13 protein-coding genes and 1 pseudogene are annotated in these 16,795 nt (G+C 56.2%); 2 read left to right on the top strand and 12 right to left on the bottom strand.

The window, feature by feature from the left end; all coding sequences use genetic code 11:
• The first annotated feature begins 27 nt into the window (after positions 1–27).
• The gene (locus tag Ga0123462_RS02905; RefSeq protein ID WP_100264913.1) at positions 28–2,418 is read left to right on the top strand and encodes a CHASE2 domain-containing serine/threonine-protein kinase; all 2,391 of its coding nucleotides are present in this window, start codon (positions 28–30) and stop codon (positions 2,416–2,418) included.
• On the top strand, positions 2,415–3,212 hold the full coding sequence (locus Ga0123462_RS02900) for a Stp1/IreP family PP2C-type Ser/Thr phosphatase (protein ID WP_100264912.1): 798 nt from the start codon (positions 2,415–2,417) through the stop codon (positions 3,210–3,212). Before Ga0123462_RS02905 ends, Ga0123462_RS02900 begins: the two co-directional genes overlap by 4 nt.
• 4 nt (positions 3,213–3,216) lie before the next feature.
• On the opposite strand, the gene Ga0123462_RS02895 is transcribed toward Ga0123462_RS02900, so the two are convergent.
• From Ga0123462_RS02895 to uvrA, 12 genes and pseudogenes are all read right to left on the bottom strand, one after another.
• A complete protein-coding gene (locus tag Ga0123462_RS02895; protein ID WP_198507379.1) occupies positions 3,217–4,404 on the bottom strand; it encodes a deoxyguanosinetriphosphate triphosphohydrolase in 1,188 nt (395 codons plus the stop codon).
• The gene (pyrF, locus tag Ga0123462_RS02890) at positions 4,394–5,083 is read right to left on the bottom strand and encodes an orotidine-5'-phosphate decarboxylase (RefSeq protein ID WP_232726582.1); all 690 of its coding nucleotides are present in this window, start codon (positions 5,081–5,083) and stop codon (positions 4,394–4,396) included. Before pyrF ends, Ga0123462_RS02895 begins: the two co-directional genes overlap by 11 nt.
• Positions 5,083–6,222, bottom strand: coding sequence for a heat-shock protein (locus Ga0123462_RS02885; protein WP_100264911.1), 1,140 nt, complete (start codon positions 6,220–6,222; stop codon positions 5,083–5,085). The genes pyrF and Ga0123462_RS02885 overlap by 1 nt, the downstream gene beginning before the upstream one ends.
• On the bottom strand, positions 6,219–6,530 hold the full coding sequence (locus Ga0123462_RS02880; RefSeq protein WP_100264910.1) for a LapA family protein: 312 nt from the start codon (positions 6,528–6,530) through the stop codon (positions 6,219–6,221). The genes Ga0123462_RS02885 and Ga0123462_RS02880 overlap by 4 nt, the downstream gene beginning before the upstream one ends.
• 14 nt (positions 6,531–6,544) lie before the next feature.
• A pseudogene (locus Ga0123462_RS02875) lies at positions 6,545–6,832 on the bottom strand (integration host factor subunit beta); the annotation flags it as partial.
• 66 nt (positions 6,833–6,898) lie between these two features.
• Positions 6,899–8,626 carry a 30S ribosomal protein S1 gene (locus tag Ga0123462_RS02870; RefSeq protein ID WP_100266458.1) on the bottom strand — a complete coding sequence of 576 codons (1,728 nt, stop codon included), beginning with the start codon at positions 8,624–8,626 and terminating at the stop codon, positions 6,899–6,901.
• A 62-nt stretch (positions 8,627–8,688) separates the two neighbouring features.
• Entirely contained in the window at positions 8,689–9,378 is a 690-nt protein-coding gene (gene cmk / locus Ga0123462_RS02865) for a (d)CMP kinase (protein WP_100264908.1), read from the bottom strand.
• Positions 9,379–9,381: 3 nt separating this feature from the next.
• The gene (gene aroA, locus Ga0123462_RS02860) at positions 9,382–10,806 is read right to left on the bottom strand and encodes a 3-phosphoshikimate 1-carboxyvinyltransferase (RefSeq protein ID WP_232726581.1); all 1,425 of its coding nucleotides are present in this window, start codon (positions 10,804–10,806) and stop codon (positions 9,382–9,384) included.
• Positions 10,742–11,638: a prephenate dehydrogenase gene (locus Ga0123462_RS02855; protein ID WP_232726580.1), complete on the bottom strand. Its 897-nt coding sequence runs from the start codon at positions 11,636–11,638 to the stop codon at positions 10,742–10,744. Before Ga0123462_RS02855 ends, aroA begins: the two co-directional genes overlap by 65 nt.
• Positions 11,639–11,642: 4 nt before the next feature.
• Positions 11,643–12,749 (bottom strand): histidinol-phosphate transaminase, encoded by a 1,107-nt coding sequence (gene hisC, locus Ga0123462_RS02850; RefSeq protein ID WP_100264906.1) that lies wholly within the window; start codon positions 12,747–12,749, stop codon positions 11,643–11,645.
• Positions 12,750–12,758: 9 nt separating this feature from the next.
• Positions 12,759–13,910 (bottom strand): prephenate dehydratase, encoded by a 1,152-nt coding sequence (gene pheA / locus Ga0123462_RS02845; RefSeq protein WP_100264905.1) that lies wholly within the window; start codon positions 13,908–13,910, stop codon positions 12,759–12,761.
• A 42-nt stretch (positions 13,911–13,952) separates the two neighbouring features.
• The gene (gene uvrA / locus Ga0123462_RS02840) at positions 13,953–16,763 is read right to left on the bottom strand and encodes an excinuclease ABC subunit UvrA (RefSeq protein ID WP_100264904.1); all 2,811 of its coding nucleotides are present in this window, start codon (positions 16,761–16,763) and stop codon (positions 13,953–13,955) included.
• Between the last annotated feature and the right edge of the window lie 32 nt (positions 16,764–16,795).

The following is a 16,795-nucleotide window of genomic DNA, read 5'->3' as shown; positions in this document are numbered from 1 at the left end:
ATTGCTTCAGTCGAGGGGAATAAGCTTTTGAACATTGGTGCCATCTGGAAATCGCAACGGTTAATCGGCACCATCGCCACACTGCTGGCCCTGATTGCATTCAGCCTTCAAATTCCCTCTTTAAAAAGCATCGACCACCTCCTCTACGACATCTCTTTGCGCGCAAATACACTCCAGGCGGACAGTCGCATCACGCTTATCGAAGTTGATGGCCAGCAAAGCCAGGCTTCTGTTGCAACCGCAATAGAGAAGCTGTCTGATGCAGGTGCCAAGCTGATCGCACTGGATATGCTATACAGCGAATCCGAACCCGCCTCTGGCGTCCAGCCAGACGAAACACAACTTGACCCGCTGGCTGAGAATGTACGCCTTGCCGGCAATGTTCTGCTTCCGCTCTATTTTGAGTTTGGCTCTGAAGCAAGGCAGGGCAACCTCCTGCTGCCAAACTATATCACGCGCTCAGCCATCAGGCAGATCAACCAGAGCAGCGACGATGCATCACCTGACAGCGCCTTCCTGCTCAGCCACCCCTACAACAGCCTGTCGGAAGGAGCCTTCGGATTCGGCCATTTCAACCTGATTGCAGACTCCGATGGCACTGTTCGCTCACTGCCACTGATCGTTGAGTTTGCCGGGCAATATTATCCCTCCATAGCACTCACACTCGCCGCAGGCGTGATGAATATTCCGTCTGGTGACTTGCGCATCAACATTGGCAAAGACATTGAACTTGGCCCTCTGAACATTATCACCAACCGGAGCAGCCATATTTATACTGCTTTTCACCCTGACAGTGGCAGTGACAGCTACGACCATTACAAACTTTCCGAGCTGTTTTCTGCAACCACCCCGGCATCGCTGTTTGAAGACAAAATCATACTTATCGGCTCTTCTGCAGAGGGCAAACCCAACAGCTTCGCAACACCGCTGAAGGAGCAGATGTCACGCACCGAATTCATTGCCCATAGCCTGCAAAGCATCCTGAAAGAGGAGTATGTGGTTCGCCCTGCCTGGGGGGCGTATCTTGAGTTTATGCTGCTGCTGATCGCAGGCCTCTATCTGAGCCTGCTGCTCCCCCGCGTATCCCCTGTTGCCGGCATGGCACTGACAGCGATGCTTGTTCTTGCAGTGACCATGGCGGGTTTCCTGCTGATCTCCGAATTTTCCATCTGGATTCAGACCGGCCTAGCCACTCTGCTCCTGATCGCCGGGAATATCGCTGTCGGTATCAGACAATATCTGGCCGTGAAAGAGAAAAAACCAACCCCTGCCAGCAATCCGAATGCAACCAACAAGGCCCTTGGGCTCTCTTTTCTCAGCCAGGGCATGCTGGAGGAGGCATTCGCGAAATTTCTTGCATGCCCCCTTGATGAGGAGATGCTCTCAATCCTGTATGACCTGGGCAATGCCTTTGAGCGTAAGCGCCAGTTTCAGATGGCCATTGACGTTTATCAACACATGGGCAGCCAGAACAGTGAATTCCGGGATATTCAGGCGCGCATCATCAATGCCACCAATGCCATTGAAAACATTTCTGAAAAAGGCGCCAACGACGGCATCTCAAGCCTGCTGGCAAGCGGCGAAGTCACAACCCTGGGCCGTTACGAAATCATCAGCGAACTGGGTAAAGGCGCCATGGGCACGGTCTATCTTGGCCGGGATCCTCAGATCAACCGGCAGGTTGCCATTAAAACACTCGCCCTCTCCAAAGAGTTTGAACCCAACCAGCTCAAAGAGGTCAAGGAGCGATTCTTCCATGAAGCGGAGATCGCAGGCATGCTCAACCACCCTAACATCGTCACTATTTTCGACGCCGGTGCCGAACATGACCTCGCCTACATTGCCATGGAGTATCTTGATGGCGTGAATCTCACCGGTTACACCAAAAAAGGGAGCACCCTGCCTCTGACTACGACGCTGAAAATTGTTGGCAAGGTGGCAGAAGCGCTACAGTACGCCCACAGTCACGGTGTTATCCATCGGGATATCAAACCGGCCAACATCATGATTCTGAAAAACAAGAGCGTGAAAGTGACTGACTTCGGTATCGCCCATATTTCGGAATCGGGGAAAACCAAAGCCGGCATTGTGCTCGGAACCCCATCCTATATGTCGCCTGAACAGCTCTCTGGTAAAAAGATCGACGGGCGCTCCGACCTGTTCTCCCTCGGTGTAATGCTCTACGAAATGGTCACCGGAGTACGTCCGTTTCTGGCGGAATCGATCTCCAAACTGATGTTCAAGATTGCCAAATCATCACACCTGGATGTTCGCAAGTTAAACCCTGAACTTCCGGAAGGTGTCGCCGAACTGATCAATCGCCTGCTCTCCAAACAGCCGGAAGAGCGGCCAGCTACTGCAAAGGAAGTACTTGATGCCATTCACCAATGCCTGCAAGGCAGTGAACCCAGACAATGATCCGACTGAAGATGGTCGCCATGACCGATACCGGCATCAGGAGAAGCCATAACGAAGATTGCGTTGGCATCTCACCGTCGCACGGCATCGCCGTTCTTGCCGATGGCATGGGCGGATACAATGCAGGTGAAGTTGCCAGCGCAATGGCAGTTGAGATTATTACCGATCAGATCAGGAAAAAGGTTCATGATATCCAGCCTCTGAAGATTGACGAAACAACCGGCTTCACAGGCGAATCAATGCTGGTTCGCAATGCCATCAATTTTGCAAACAGTTCGATATATAGTGCAGCCAAGAACAGACCCGGTTGCGAAGGCATGGGGACCACCGCCCTGATCGCCCTGTTTTACAAAGACCGGATCACCGCAGCACATGTCGGAGATTCACGCATGTACAGGCAACGTGATGGTCTGCTCAGCCATGTCACCGAAGACCACTCGCTGATCCATGAACAGGTACGGCGAGGACTTGTGACCGCAGCAGACGCACGCAACTCGATGATCAAGAATCTTGTTACACGCGCCCTTGGCATACACCCGAAAGTCGACCCGGATATTGTCGAAGAGATGGTGATGCCGGGCGACATCTATCTGATGAGTTCCGATGGCCTTACCGATGTAGTATCCGATGAAGCCATTAGCCAGACACTGACAAGTTATGCTGGCGACCTGAATGGGGCCGCTTCTGAGCTGATCCGTATCGCCAATGCAGCGGGTGGCCCCGATAATATTTCGGTTATACTTATTCAGGCAAGAAAGGCAGGTCTCTTCTCAAGGCTGACCGGCAGAGGTTAAAAAGTCAGGGGCGGGCACTGACGTTGAACAGCTTTTCATGCTCTTCAAGCGCATATCGGTCGGTCATGCCGGCAATATAATCGGCGATAATTCTGGCCTGCTTCTCATCCGTCAGATCAGTGCCGGATTTCGCAATCTCCAGTTCCAGCTGCTGATTATCCGGAAGCATGGCGGGGTGCTCCATATAGACAGTGAAGAGCTCCCGGATAACCCGCTCCGCCTTATTGGCCATACGCGCCACCCGGTAGTGACGATACATATGTTTGTAGAGAAACTTCTTCATCTCTCCGTTCATGCGTCGAACCGGAGCACTTAACCCCACCAGCGGCTTGCTGGCATCCCGCACATCTTCGAAAGTGGCCACACCCATTTCGCCAATCCTGCGCTCGGTTTCACTGATCACATCAACAATCAGGAAATTGATCATCTGGCGAACGGTCTCGTTCACTTTCAGGCGCTCGCTGACACCGGAAAATTGTCTCTCCACCTGCTCATAGTGGATCCGAAACAACTCAAGCTGCATCAATCCATCGACACGCAACATGCCGGCGCGATAACCGTCATCAATATCGTGATTGTTGTAGGCAATCTCATCGGCCAGATTGCCGATTTGCGACTCCAGTGGCGGCTGCTCATGCAGGTTGAAGTGGGCAAGATCGCGATTTTTTGGAGTATCGTATGCCGAGTGATGTTTGACGATCCCTTCCCGTGTTTCATAACTGAGATTAAGCCCGGGAAATGCGGCATATTTGTGTTCCAGCGTTTCAACCACCCGCAGTGACTGGCGATTGTGCTCAAAGCCCCCATAGGGTTTCATGACATCATCAAGCGCATCCTGCCCGGAGTGGCCGAACGGTGTATGACCGAGATCATGGGCCAGCGCCACTGCCTCTGCCAAATCCTCGTGCAGGCGCATCGAGCGGCAGATCGAACGGGCAATCTGTGCCACCTCAATCGAATGGGTCAGACGGGTGCGATAGTGATCACCCTCATGGTTAACAAACACCTGGGTTTTGTATTCGAGCCTGCGAAAAGCCGTAGAGTGGATAATTCTGTCGCGGTCTCGCTGGTAAGCATTCCTGTGCGGCGATTCCGGCTCGTCATGCACCCGGCCGCGTGAATAACTGCTGCGACAGGCGTATGGCGCAAGTATCGATTCGTAATCGGAAAGATTCACGCGATCAGGTCGCAACAGATTCCATCATTTTCACCGCTTCATCAGCAGCTGCAGCAGGATCGGGAGCCTGCAGAATGGGGCGCCCGACCACGAGATAATCCGAACCGTTGGCTATTGCTGATGCAGGGTCGGCTATACGCTTCTGATCCTGAACATCCTGTCCACCCCAGCGAATACCCGGCGTCACAGTAATAAAATCATTACCGCAAAGTTCTTTAATGGCAGCCGCTTCGTGTACACTGCAAACGACACCATCGAGCCCTGCCTGCTGCGCCATCCTGGCTCGCATCAAGGCCACTTCACGCGCCTGCTCTTTCGGCATCGGATCACTGGTCAGTACCGTCACAGCAATCAGTTTCATGTTCGGGAAAGCTTTGGCGGCATTGGCGGCAGCAGCCAGCATCTCCTCACCGCCTCCGGCATGTACATTAACCATATCCACACCGAGGCTGCCTGCGCTCTCGATCGCCTGTGCCACGGTATTGGGGATATCGTGGAACTTAAGGTCAAGGAACAGCTTGTGACCCCACTTCAGTTCGCGCACCAGATCAGGTCCTTCAGCGACAAACAGGCGCAACCCAACCTTCAGCCAACCAACCGAATCCCCCACGGCATCGCGCATCGCCAGCGCCTTTTTCCGGCTATCCACATCGAGCGCCACCATCAGTCTCTGCTGCATAGATCTATCCCGCATCAAACCTTCTCCTCCTGCTTCGGATGCAATGTACCCCAGGCGTGGCACTGCGGGCACTGCCAGCGAACCTCTGCCACCTCTACACCACATTGCTCGCAACTGTAATTCTTCGCCGTCAATCGCCACTTCCTGGAAAACTTCGCGTGCGCGTCAGAATCATCACCGATCACCGCCTGCAGTCGTAACGACTCCCGCAACGTTGCTGGAACAAAACCAAGCCTGTCGCACAGAGCGGCAGCCTCCTTTCGTCCATGAGCAGAGGCGACAACCTCAAGCCATGCCAGCACAAGTTCCGCATCCCGTTCCTGCCGGGCAAACTCAGTCAACAGCTCATAGCCTCTGCTCTCATAGAACTCCTGATGACGAACCAGCAGCGCGATGACAAGCGGAAAGTGCTCTCGTGATTTTTCCCTTAACGCCCTGATGGCGCTTAAAGCCGACTCACTATCATTCACCTGCAGTGCCAGCTCAACCTCAACCATGCGGGCAGGTGCACAGGCGGAATCCAGTTCGATCGCCCGCAATGCGTATTCAGAGGCAGCATCCCGGTCCCCCTCCTTGCAGCACTGTCGAGCCATCTCGGAAAAAAGATATGCGCGGTGTGAGCCGTAGGATTCATTACGCACCCGCTCAAGTCGTGACAGCAGCTCCTCAGCCAGCAGCCATTCACTGCTCTGTTCCCTGATTCGGAGACTGGACTCAAGCGCGCCGGCATGATCGGAACGGATATCGAGCGCCTTCTGGTACTGCGTCAATGCCCGGTCCAGGAGGCCTCCTGTCTGAAAATCAAGCGCAAGCGCCAGATGTGCTTGCAGATGAAGTTCGCGCGGCAGATCGGGGCGCGCAAGCAGGTTCTGATGAATACGTACCGCTCGCCCGATCTCGCCCTTGGAACGGAACATCTCGCCCAGTGCCATGTAGACATCGGCAGCCTCCGAACGCAGTCGGGCAACCTGAACCATCTCCTGCAGCGCCAGATCAGGCTCATCGGAGAGCAGATAATTGATGCCGCGCAACAGCGGCGATATCCGTTCATCCTCCTCTTTCTGGGGCTGCCCCTGCTCCTGCACCGGCCGAAGCACAAGTGCGACAAGAACCACCAGGGCAATGGCGGTAATGGCAAGAAGGATGGTATTCATACGTCGTCTTGTAGCGGGATATTCCGCAGGTTGTCCACTTCACGCTGCAAACGCTCATTCTCCTGCTTGAGATATGCGATCTCCTGCTTGTGTTTGCGTCGCGAAAATGAGAGCGCAAGCACACCGCCGAAAAAACCGAGCATGAAAGCGAAAAACACCGGGATATAAAGGGGAATCGGGCCGCTGCTGACGCCAAGGAAATGGATCTGGATCGTCATCAGATTCGCCATGGCAAACATCGTTGCAAACGACGTCAGCACAATCACCAGCAGCACGTTGATCCAGTTCACAGAGTTGAAACCGTGCATGTTCAAATCGATCTTCAGGAGGCGCTTCCTACCCGTTCACGCAGTTCTTTTCCCGGCTTGAAGTGGGGTACGGTTTTGGCAGGCACCATGACCGAATCACCGGTTTTCGGATTCCTGCCAAGACGCGCATTGCGCTGCTTGGTGCTGAAGCTCCCGAAACCCCTGAGTTCGACATGACCTCCTTCGGCCAGAGCATCGCCAATCACCGAAAGAATGGTGTTCACAACAACCTCAGCCTCACGGCGGGTAATTCCACCCTGTTTTTCAGCAATAATCTCTACCAGCTCCGACTTCGTCATAACACCCTCCGATTGAACCCATTAGCATAGGTGATCATCAGCGCTTCGCAAGCTTCCTTTTTGGGGTACTTACTTTTTTGAGGCTTTTTTCCCCAGCACTTTCTTCTGCAGCTCCAGAGCCAGAGCAGATGGCGTGGCATCTCTGGCGGCCTGCTGCGAATAACTGCGGACCGCATCACGCTCCTCATCACGCAACTGCTGGCGAATCGACAGCTCCACCTGCCTGCGTTTACGGTTCACCTCGATAACCTTCGCCTCGATCTCGACGCCCTCTTTCAGCTCCTCGAACTCGCGTGGAATCTCACGACGCGAGAGGAAGGCGTGTACGCTTTCAGCGAGTTCCACCACTGCGCCTGCAGGCTTCACCTCGAACACCTTGCCATTCACGCTGTCGCCACGTTTGACGTTCTCCATGAAGAGCTCAAACGGATCGCTGGAAAGCTGTTTGATGCCGAGTGAAATACGCTGTTTGTCAACATCCACACCGAGGACAACGCACTCTACATCCTGGCCTTTCTTGTACTCAGCCAGTGCTTCAGAGCCATGCTTCTCCCATGAGAGATTCTCCATATGCACCAGACCGTCCAGATCATCGCCTACAGGTACAAAAAATCCGAAATCGGTTACATTTTTGATCTTGCCTTTCACATGTGAGCCAATCGGATGATCGGCCAGCCAGCTCTGCCACGGGTTGTCGCTTACCGCTTTCAGACTCAAACGAATACGGCGCTCTTCCGCCTCAACTTCAAGCACTGCAACGTCAACGACATCGCCCTCGGAAAGCAGCTGGGCAGGTTTGACATCTTTCTTGGTCCAGCTCATCTCGGAACGATGAATCATACCTTCAATGCCGGGCTCAAGCTCAACTACAGCGCCAAAATCAAGAAGCCTGCGAACGGTTCCGGTCAGGCGCATGCCTGCCTCATAGGTGTTGGCCACATTCCCCCACGGGTCGGCCTGCAGCGCTTTCATGGAAACGGAAACCTTGCCCGTTTCGGCATTCATCTTGACGATCTCCACGGTCACATGCTGGCCCACTGAAAGCATCTCAGACGGCTTCTGGATGCGGCGCCAGGAGATATCGGAGACATGCAGCAGCGCATCGACTCCGCCAAGGTCCACAAACGCACCGAAATCAGCCATGCGGCGAACCACGCCGGAAACCTTGTCGCCAACGGCGCGCGCCTCAAAGAACTTGGCGCGCTGTGCATCCACTTCAACTGCCATCGGCTTCTTGCGGGAGACCACAACATTTTCAGGCTTGCGGCGCGCTTCAAGGATGGCCACTTTGCAAGAGGTGCCTACCAGGGTGTCGGACTTAACATGCATATCGGTGTCGGCTTCAGAGCGAGGCATGAATGCTGAAAGTCCGTTCAGGTTTACACGGTAGCCGCCCTTCACTTCCGATGTGATCACTGCATCCACCGGCTCACCGCTTTCAACAGCGGCCTCGATCGCAGCCCAGGACTCGTTCTTCCTTGCCGCCAGCACGGAGAGTTTGACGCCTGCGGAACCGCCGACGGACTGAACCATCGCATGCACCATGTCGCCCACTTTCGGTGTTTCCAGACCGGCATCTGCAAATTCAGCCAGCGGGATTGAACCTTCAGCCTTGGCACCCACGTCAATAATAACGGCATCGGAATTAATACCGACCACCATGCCATCCACCATTTCGCCGCGGCGAACTTCGGTCTGCTCTTTCAGTGAAGCCTCAAATAGTTGCTTGAAAGATTCCTCTTCCACGACTGCATCCTGCACTTCTTTCACATCATCCAATTTCTTGGCTTCACTCATATCGATATCCATCCTAAGTTCAACTCTTGCGAATTGTTATTCAGTTTTGTGTTCTTTCCTGTTCAGGAGACGACGATCAAACCACGTCGCTCCAGCACTCCAGTCATTCGATCCACCACATCATCAACCCTCATGGTTGTTGAATCGATGGCAATCGCATCCTCCGCCTGAAGCAGGGGCGCATGCTGACGTTCCTGGTCTCGTTGGTCACGCATTTTAAGCTCCTCAACCACCGCTTCCAGAGAGCTTCCACCCTGCTCTTTCAGCTGTATCCAGCGACGCCTTGCCCGTTCACGAACAGATGCTGTCAGAAAAAACTTGGCCTGCGCCCCTGGCAGCACCACCGTGCCGATATCGCGTCCGTCCATCACACAGCCGGATTCGGCAATCTTCCTCTGCAATCCCAGCAAACATTCACGCACCTCTGGCTGCGATGCCACCTTTGAAGCTGCGTTGCCCACCGCTTCACTGCGCAGCCGGTCTGTCCAGTTCTCCCCGTCAAACGTGATGCCATCCACTGTCCATGCAACGGACTCCAGCATCTCGTTGGCCAACGCCACAAGTGACTCGCTCTCATCGAGGGCGATTGCACGCTCAATTGCGAGGCCGCCGATCAGGCGGTAGAGCAGTCCTGTATCAAGTACGGGCAAACCGATCTCTTTCGCCAGCATCTTGGCCGCAGTGCCTTTGCCGGACCCCGAGGGCCCGTCTATAGCGACCTGCAGCCCGTCCACCGGCTTCCACCTGCTCATGGCTTACTCCTCATCCTGCCAGCGCACGTTCATGCCGATGCTCTGTGCCAGTGGCACAAAATTCGGGAAACTGGTGGCAATGGCGGCAGCATTGCGAATGGTAATCTCACCATCGGCACGCTGGGCCGCTACGGCCATAGCCATGGCGATACGGTGATCGCCCAGCGCATCAACCTCAGCGCCACCCTTGAGGTTATTCAGGCCGCGAATCACCGCTCCATCCGGTCGCTCTTCGATATCGGCACCGGCGGCACGCAGTGCATCCGCCATCGCACTGATACGATCGGACTCCTTTACCCTCAGCTCCTCTGCCTCTTCAAGCAGAAACTCGCCATCAGCCAGCGCTGCAGCCGCAAACAGCACAGGAAATTCATCGATCGCATCCGGCACATCATCGGGATCCACTCGCATGCCGTGAAGACCGCCGGATCTCACCCGCACATCAGCCACCGGCTCCTCGCCCACCTTACCCTCATGCTCAAGCGTCAGCCTTACCCCCATGCCATTCATAACCCGACGCCAGCCATCCCGCCGCGGATTGATACCGATCGATTTAAGGGTGACATCGGAGCCCTCAACCAGGCTTGCCGCCACGGCAAAGAAACAGGCGGAGGATGGATCGGCTGGAATATCCACCACACATGATGGTGCAGTCAGCCGGTCAGAGGGGTTGATCGAGATGGTGCCGTCTGCAGCTGCTTCCACAGGCTGCCCGAAAAGCGGCAGCATGCGCTCGGTATGATCGCGCGTCGGCTTCGGCTCGTTCACGCGGGTGATGCCGTCGGCATAGAGACCGGCAAGAAGCACACACGATTTGACCTGCGCACTGGCCACCTCGGAGATATGATGAATCGCCTTGAGCCTGCCACCCGAAATGGTAATCGGCAGCAGATTGCCGCCATCGGGACCGGATACCGTTGCCCCCATGCGTCGCACCGGATCGACCACCCGCTTCATAGGCCGTTTGCAGAGCGACGCATCGCCGGTCATCGTCGATTCGAATGGCTGCCCTGCCAGAATGCCGGTCATAAGGCGTACACAGGTTCCGGAGTTCCCGGCATCGAGCATCTTTGCAGGCTGCTTCAGGCCATGCAGCCCCACGCCATGTACGCGCAAGCTGGTTTTCTCATCGTTAAGCCACTCAATATCCACGCCCATATCAATAAACATACGGGCGGTCGCCACATTGTCGTCACCCGGCAAAAACCCGCGTATCTCGGTAACGCCATCGGCGAGTGAAGCCAGCATGACAGATCGGTGTGACATCGATTTATCACCGGGTACGGTAATAGTCCCGTTCAGCGGCCCCATGGCCGGCCCTGCAATCAGTGTTCCGCCCACATCCATTACCACTCTTCTCCCATTACAATCCATCTCCATGTTCAGCCAGCCACTTCTCACGCGCCTCTTTGGCAGCCTTGAATTCATTCATTATTGATTCACCGTCGGCGGCCATCAGTGCTTCACGCAGCCCGCTCAGCTCTGCTTGAAAGGCATCTATCTGTTTCACCAGCGCATCGCTGTTGCAGAGGGCAATATCGCGCCACATCTCAGGTGATGAGGAGGCGATACGGGTAAAATCACGGAACCCGCCGGCAGCAAACCGGAACGGATCGTGCCCTTCATAACTCTGCCTGCGCACTGCATTAACCAGTGCAAAAGCGGCCAGATGCGGCAGATGGCTCACTGCCGCAAGAAAATCGTCATGCTCAGCGGCACCCATGCAGACCACCCGGCTGCCCACCTGATGCCAGAGCGCCTTAACAAGCGCCAGCGCATCGGGGTCGGAATCGGGATCAGGCGCAAGTACACAGAGACGCTTCTCAAACAACTCGGCAAAAGCAGCTCCCGCCCCGGACTGCTCAGTTCCGGCAATCGGGTGCGCAGCAATAAAGCGGGAAGGGTTCGGAAGAAACTTTCTGGCCGCGGCAATTGCCGACTGTTTGGTGCTACCGGCATCGGTGACGACGGCATGATCTGACAGGCTCGCTGCCATATCAGCAAACACCGACTCGAAGGCACTCATCGGAACGGCCAGCAGCACCACATCAGCATCACGAACCGCTTCACCAACATCATGCGTCCACGCATCGACAATACCCAGTCTTTGGGCCAGTTCGAGGTTATCGCGACTGCGGCCGACTCCGGTCACCCGCCCGACCAGCCCCGCCCTTTTCAAGGCAAGACTGAATGAACCGCCGATAAGACCGACGCCGACAATGACCAAGTGGCCGATGGATGGTTTTGCAGTGGCTGACACTCAACTACTCCTGGAGCGCTGCTATAATTTCATTCAGCGCATGCAGGAACTCACCGTTCTCTGCCGCGCTGCCTACCGAAATCCGCAGATAGTCCGCCATACCGTACGGAGCCAGCGGGCGTGGGATAATGCCGCGATCCTCCAGCCGGCGCAAAATTTCAGGGCAGTTGCTGTGCTTGAGCAGCACAAAGTTGCCGAAACAGCGACCACCGAGAAGCCCCTCTGCCTCAAGCGCAGACTCCAGGCGCGCCCGCTCGCTGTTGTTGTCAGCCACACGCGCCATCACCCAGTCACGATCATCGAGTGCGGCCACCGCCGCCACCTGCCCCAGCAGGTTCAGGTTGAACGGTTCTCGGAACCGGTTCACCAGTCCGACAATCACGGCATCTGCTACCGCATATCCGATTCGGCATCCGGCCAGACCATAGGCTTTGGAAAAGGTGCGGCTGATTACAAGGCCGGGATGTGCAAGGTCCTGTACAGAATCGCCAAGCCGGTCGGCAACAAATTCATAATAGGCCTCATCGATAATCACCAGCACATCGCGCGGCAAACGATCGAGAAATGTCTGGATAGCACTGTTGTCGTGCAGGGTGCCGGTCGGATTGTTCGGGTTGGCGATACAGACCACTTTGGTCTTACTGTTCACTGCTGCCGCCATGGCCTCAAGGTCATGACTCAGGCCATCAGCCTCCGGCACGGCAACTGGCGTTGCCCCGGCTGCCTGAGCGGCAAGTGCATAGACAATAAAGGCGCGGCTTGAAAAAACCACCTCATCGCCGTTACCTGCAAAGGTACGGATCAGCAGCTCCAGCACCTCGTTGGAACCGTTGCCGAGCAGGAGACGGTCACGATCCACGTTATGTATTTTCGCAAGCTTCTCTTTCAGGGCATTGGCATCGCCATCCGGATAGCGATGCACGCCAGCTGCCGCTGCACCAATCGCGGCCACCGCTTTCGGCGAAGGTCCATAGGGGTTTTCGTTGGAAGCAAGTTTGATGGCGCGCGTTAGCCCCTTTTCGCGCAGCAGTGTCTCCACCGGTTTGCCCGGTACATAAGGGTACAACCCCGAGGTTTGCGGCACTGCACGTGCCAGCCATTTTACGCTCATATCCTGTCCTTAAAGTGGCTTGGATACCGGATAGGAACCCAGCACCTTGATGAATCCGCCCGGCTTGGCCTGAATCTCGGCAATCGCCGCTGCGACTTCAGCATCGTCCCGGTGCCCCTGCACATCGACAAAGAAGACATACTCCCAGAGCTTCTTCTTCGACGGACGCGACTCGATTCGGGTCAGACCGATGCCACGCGTGGCAAACGATGAAATCAGGTTGTGCAGTACGCCCGGCTCATCCTTGATCGACATCACCATTGAGGTTTTATCCTCACCCGAGGCAGGCGAATCGTGCTTGCCGATTACGAAAAAGCGGGTGGTATTATCGTGGAAATCTTCGATGTTACGCTGTACCAACGGCAGATCGGACTGGTCAACAATCGAGTAGGGGCCGATCACGGCACATTTTTGCCAGTCCAGTGCGCCCGACCCGCTGGCCTTTGCCTCTTCGACAATCTGGGCGCCGCGAATGGTCGAGGATGACTCCATCAGCTGCGCATTCGGCAGATGAGAAGCCAGCCAGTCGCGGCACTGACCCAGAGGCTGAGGGTGTGAAATTACCACGTCGATATCTTCAAGGCTCTCCGCATATGTGAAGAGATGATGATGAATGGATAGCTGCACCTCGGCGCAGATATAGACATCGCGCTCCATATCAGCGAAAAGATCGAGCGTCGGCGTTACAGCCCCTTCGAAAGCGTTCTCAACAGGCACGACACCATAGGTGGCGCGTCCCGCCTCAACCTCATCAAACACCAGCTCCAGTGAACTGCAGGGAAGATATTTCGGTGTTGCTCCGAACTGACGGGTGGCTGCCGTATGACTGAAGGTTCCCTCAGGGCCTAGATAGGCGATGGTCATCGGGTGCTCAAGCGCCAGACAGGCCCCGATGATCTCGCGGTAGATACCGTGGATCGCCTCATCGGATATCTTCGTTTCGTGCGATGCATGGGCTGCATCGGCATTGCGTGCCAGCAGCCTGCGGATAATCGAGGCCTCACGGCTCGGCACATAAAACGGCGCATTGCCCTTGTTCTGCTTCGCCTCACCCACCTGCGCAGCCAACTGTGCGCGCTTACGGATCAGGTCCAGCACCTCGTCATCGACGGCATCGATGGCGATGCGTAATTCGTTCAGTTTTTCTTCCAGATCACCCATGCCAGCAACCTAACAGCGAGCCTTTATGCAATCCATCCGGAATTACAGACAGCCTTTGAGATAATGGCCGGTATGTGACGCCTTACAGGCAGCAACCTGTTCAGGGGTTCCGGCAACCACAACAGTACCACCCCTGTCGCCGCCTTCGGGGCCCATATCGACAATCCAGTCGGCGGTTTTGATCACATCGAGATTGTGTTCAATGACAATCACCGTGTTGCCACGGTCGACAAGGGCATGCAGCACATCGAGCAGCTTGGCGACATCGTGGAAGTGGAGACCGGTTGTCGGCTCATCAAGGATATAGAGGGTGTCGCCGGTAGCGCGGCGGGCCAGCTCCCTGGAGAGCTTCACACGCTGCGCTTCCCCTCCCGAGAGCGTGGTGGCGGACTGGCCAAGCTGGATATACCCGAGCCCCACCTGCGAGAGCGTCATCAACCGGTTTTTCAGTGGCGGAATGGCGGCAAAAAATTCGAGCGCCTCCTCCACCGTCATATGCAGCACCTCGTCGATTGTTTTGCCCTTATAGCGGATATCGAGCGTTTCGCGGTTGTAGCGTTTGCCCTGACACGATTCGCAGTGCACATAGACATCGGGCAGGAAATGCATCTCCACCTTGATGATGCCATCGCCCTGGCACGCCTCGCAGCGCCCTCCTTTGACATTAAATGAGAAGCGGCCCGGTTTGTATCCGCGCGCGCGTGATTCAGGCACCTGCGCGAAGAGTTCGCGGATCGGCGTAAACAGGCCGGTATAGGTGGCCGGATTGGAGCGCGGGGTACGCCCGATCGGGCTCTGGTCGATATCGATGATTTTATCGACCAGATCAGAGCCGATAAGCCGCCCATGCGCCCCCACCCGCTCACTCTTCAGTCCCTTGGCACGGGCAAATCCGCGAAACAGCGTGTCGTTGGTCAATGTCGATTTGCCGGAACCGGACACGCCGGTGACACATGAGAAGCGGGAGACCGGGAACTCGGCGGTCACCTGCTGCAGGTTATGCTCGCATGCTCCTTCAACCCCGATTACCGGATGTTTACTGGGAACCTTACGCCGCTTCGGAACCACGATCTTTTTGCGGCCAGAGAGATAGTCGGAGGTAAGCGTTTTCGATTTCAGGATATCCTTCAGCGTGCCCTGCGCGACCACCTCACCGCCGTGCTCACCGGCCAGCGGCCCCATATCGATAATCCAGTCGGCGCTGCGGATCGCATCCTCGTCATGCTCGACCACCAGCACCGAGTTACCGAGATCACGAAGCCTCCTGAGCGTTGCCAGCAGGCGGTCGTTATCGCGCTGGTGCAGACCGATTGAGGGCTCATCAAGGATGTAGAGCACGCCGACCAGTGCTGAACCGATCTGGGTCGCCAGCCGGATACGCTGCGCCTCACCGCCGGAAAGGGTTCCGGAGGTGCGCTCCAAACTCAGGTAATCAAGCCCCACCTCGATCATAAATCCGAGTCTTGCCGAGATCTCTTCGACTACCTTGTCGGCAATTGCCTGCTGCTGGTCGCTTAGCTTCAGCCCTTTCACCCATGCCACGGCCTCGCGCAGCGGCATCGCCACAACCTCGGGCAGACTCACATCGTTGATGCGCACATGGCGCGCAGCCTTCGTCAGCCGCGAACCGTTGCAACCCGGGCAGTCGATGGTATTGATGTACTTTTCCAGCGCCTCGCGCACATCATCGGACGAGGATTCGCGCCAGCGCCGCTCGAGGTTGGGGATCACCCCCTCGAAGGGGCGCTCAATCACCCGGTTCTGACCCGGTGTTTCATAAACAAAACGGATCTTCTCGCGGCCACTGCCGTAGAGAAAGGCGTTACGCGCAGACTCCGGAAGTTCACCAAACGGCATATCCATGGAGACATCGGCATGGGCTGCCACCGCCTCCAGCGTCTGGCGGTACATGAAGGTTTCACGCCCTGCCCACGGCTCGATGGCGCCAGCTGCCACGGAGAGTCCGGCATCGGGCACCACCAGGTCGGGATCGAATACGGTCTTGGAGCCAAGGCCATCGCAGGCTGGGCAGGCGCCGACCGGCGAGTTGAATGAGAAGAGGCGCGGCTCGATATCGGGATAGGAGATATTGCAGTCGGGACAGGCAAAGCGCTCGGAGAAGAGCTGCTCCTCCGCCCCGATCAATGCGATCATCATGCCTTCGCCATAGCGCAGTGCCGTCTCCACCGAGTCGGCCAGGCGTGTACGGATACCATCGCGCATCACCAGCCGATCCACCACCAGTTCGATATTGTGCTTGATGTTCTTCTCAAGCTGAGGCGCATCCTCGAGCGGCATCACCTCGCCATCGATGCGCACACGCACAAAGCCGTCCTTGCCCGCTTTCTCAAGCTCTTTCCTGAACTCACCCTTCTTGCCGCGCGCAATCGGGGCGAGCAGCTGCAGCTTCGTTCCCTCTTCCAGTTTCTCCAGCTGGTCGATAATCACACTGGCCGGCTGGGATGTGATCGGTTTACCGCAACCATGGCAGTAGGGCTGGCCGATGCGGGCGAAAAGCAGACGCAGGTAGTCGTACACCTCGGTGATGGTGCCGACGGTGGAGCGGGGGTTGCGACTGGTGGTCTTCTGCTCGATGGAGATCGCAGGAGAGAGCCCCTCGATGGCATCGACATCGGGGCGTTCCATCATACCGAGGAACTGACGCGCATAGGCCGAGAGCGATTCGACATAACGCCTCTGCCCTTCGGCGTAGAGGGTATCAAAGGCGAGTGATGATTTTCCGGAACCGGATACGCCGGTGATCACCACCAGCTTGTCGCGCGGCATCTCAAGACTGATATTTTTCAGGTTATGTACCCGCGCACCTTCAACGCGAATGACCGGTTTACTCATCTCAGTTCACGACTCCTGCTCATTGACGAACC

This window comes from Mariprofundus ferrinatatus (assembly GCF_002795825.1).
Taxonomy (GTDB): Bacteria; Pseudomonadota; Zetaproteobacteria; order Mariprofundales; family Mariprofundaceae; genus Mariprofundus; species Mariprofundus ferrinatatus.
The sequence above is the reverse complement of the archived record's forward strand: the minus strand, read 5'-3'. Positions and strand labels throughout refer to the sequence as shown.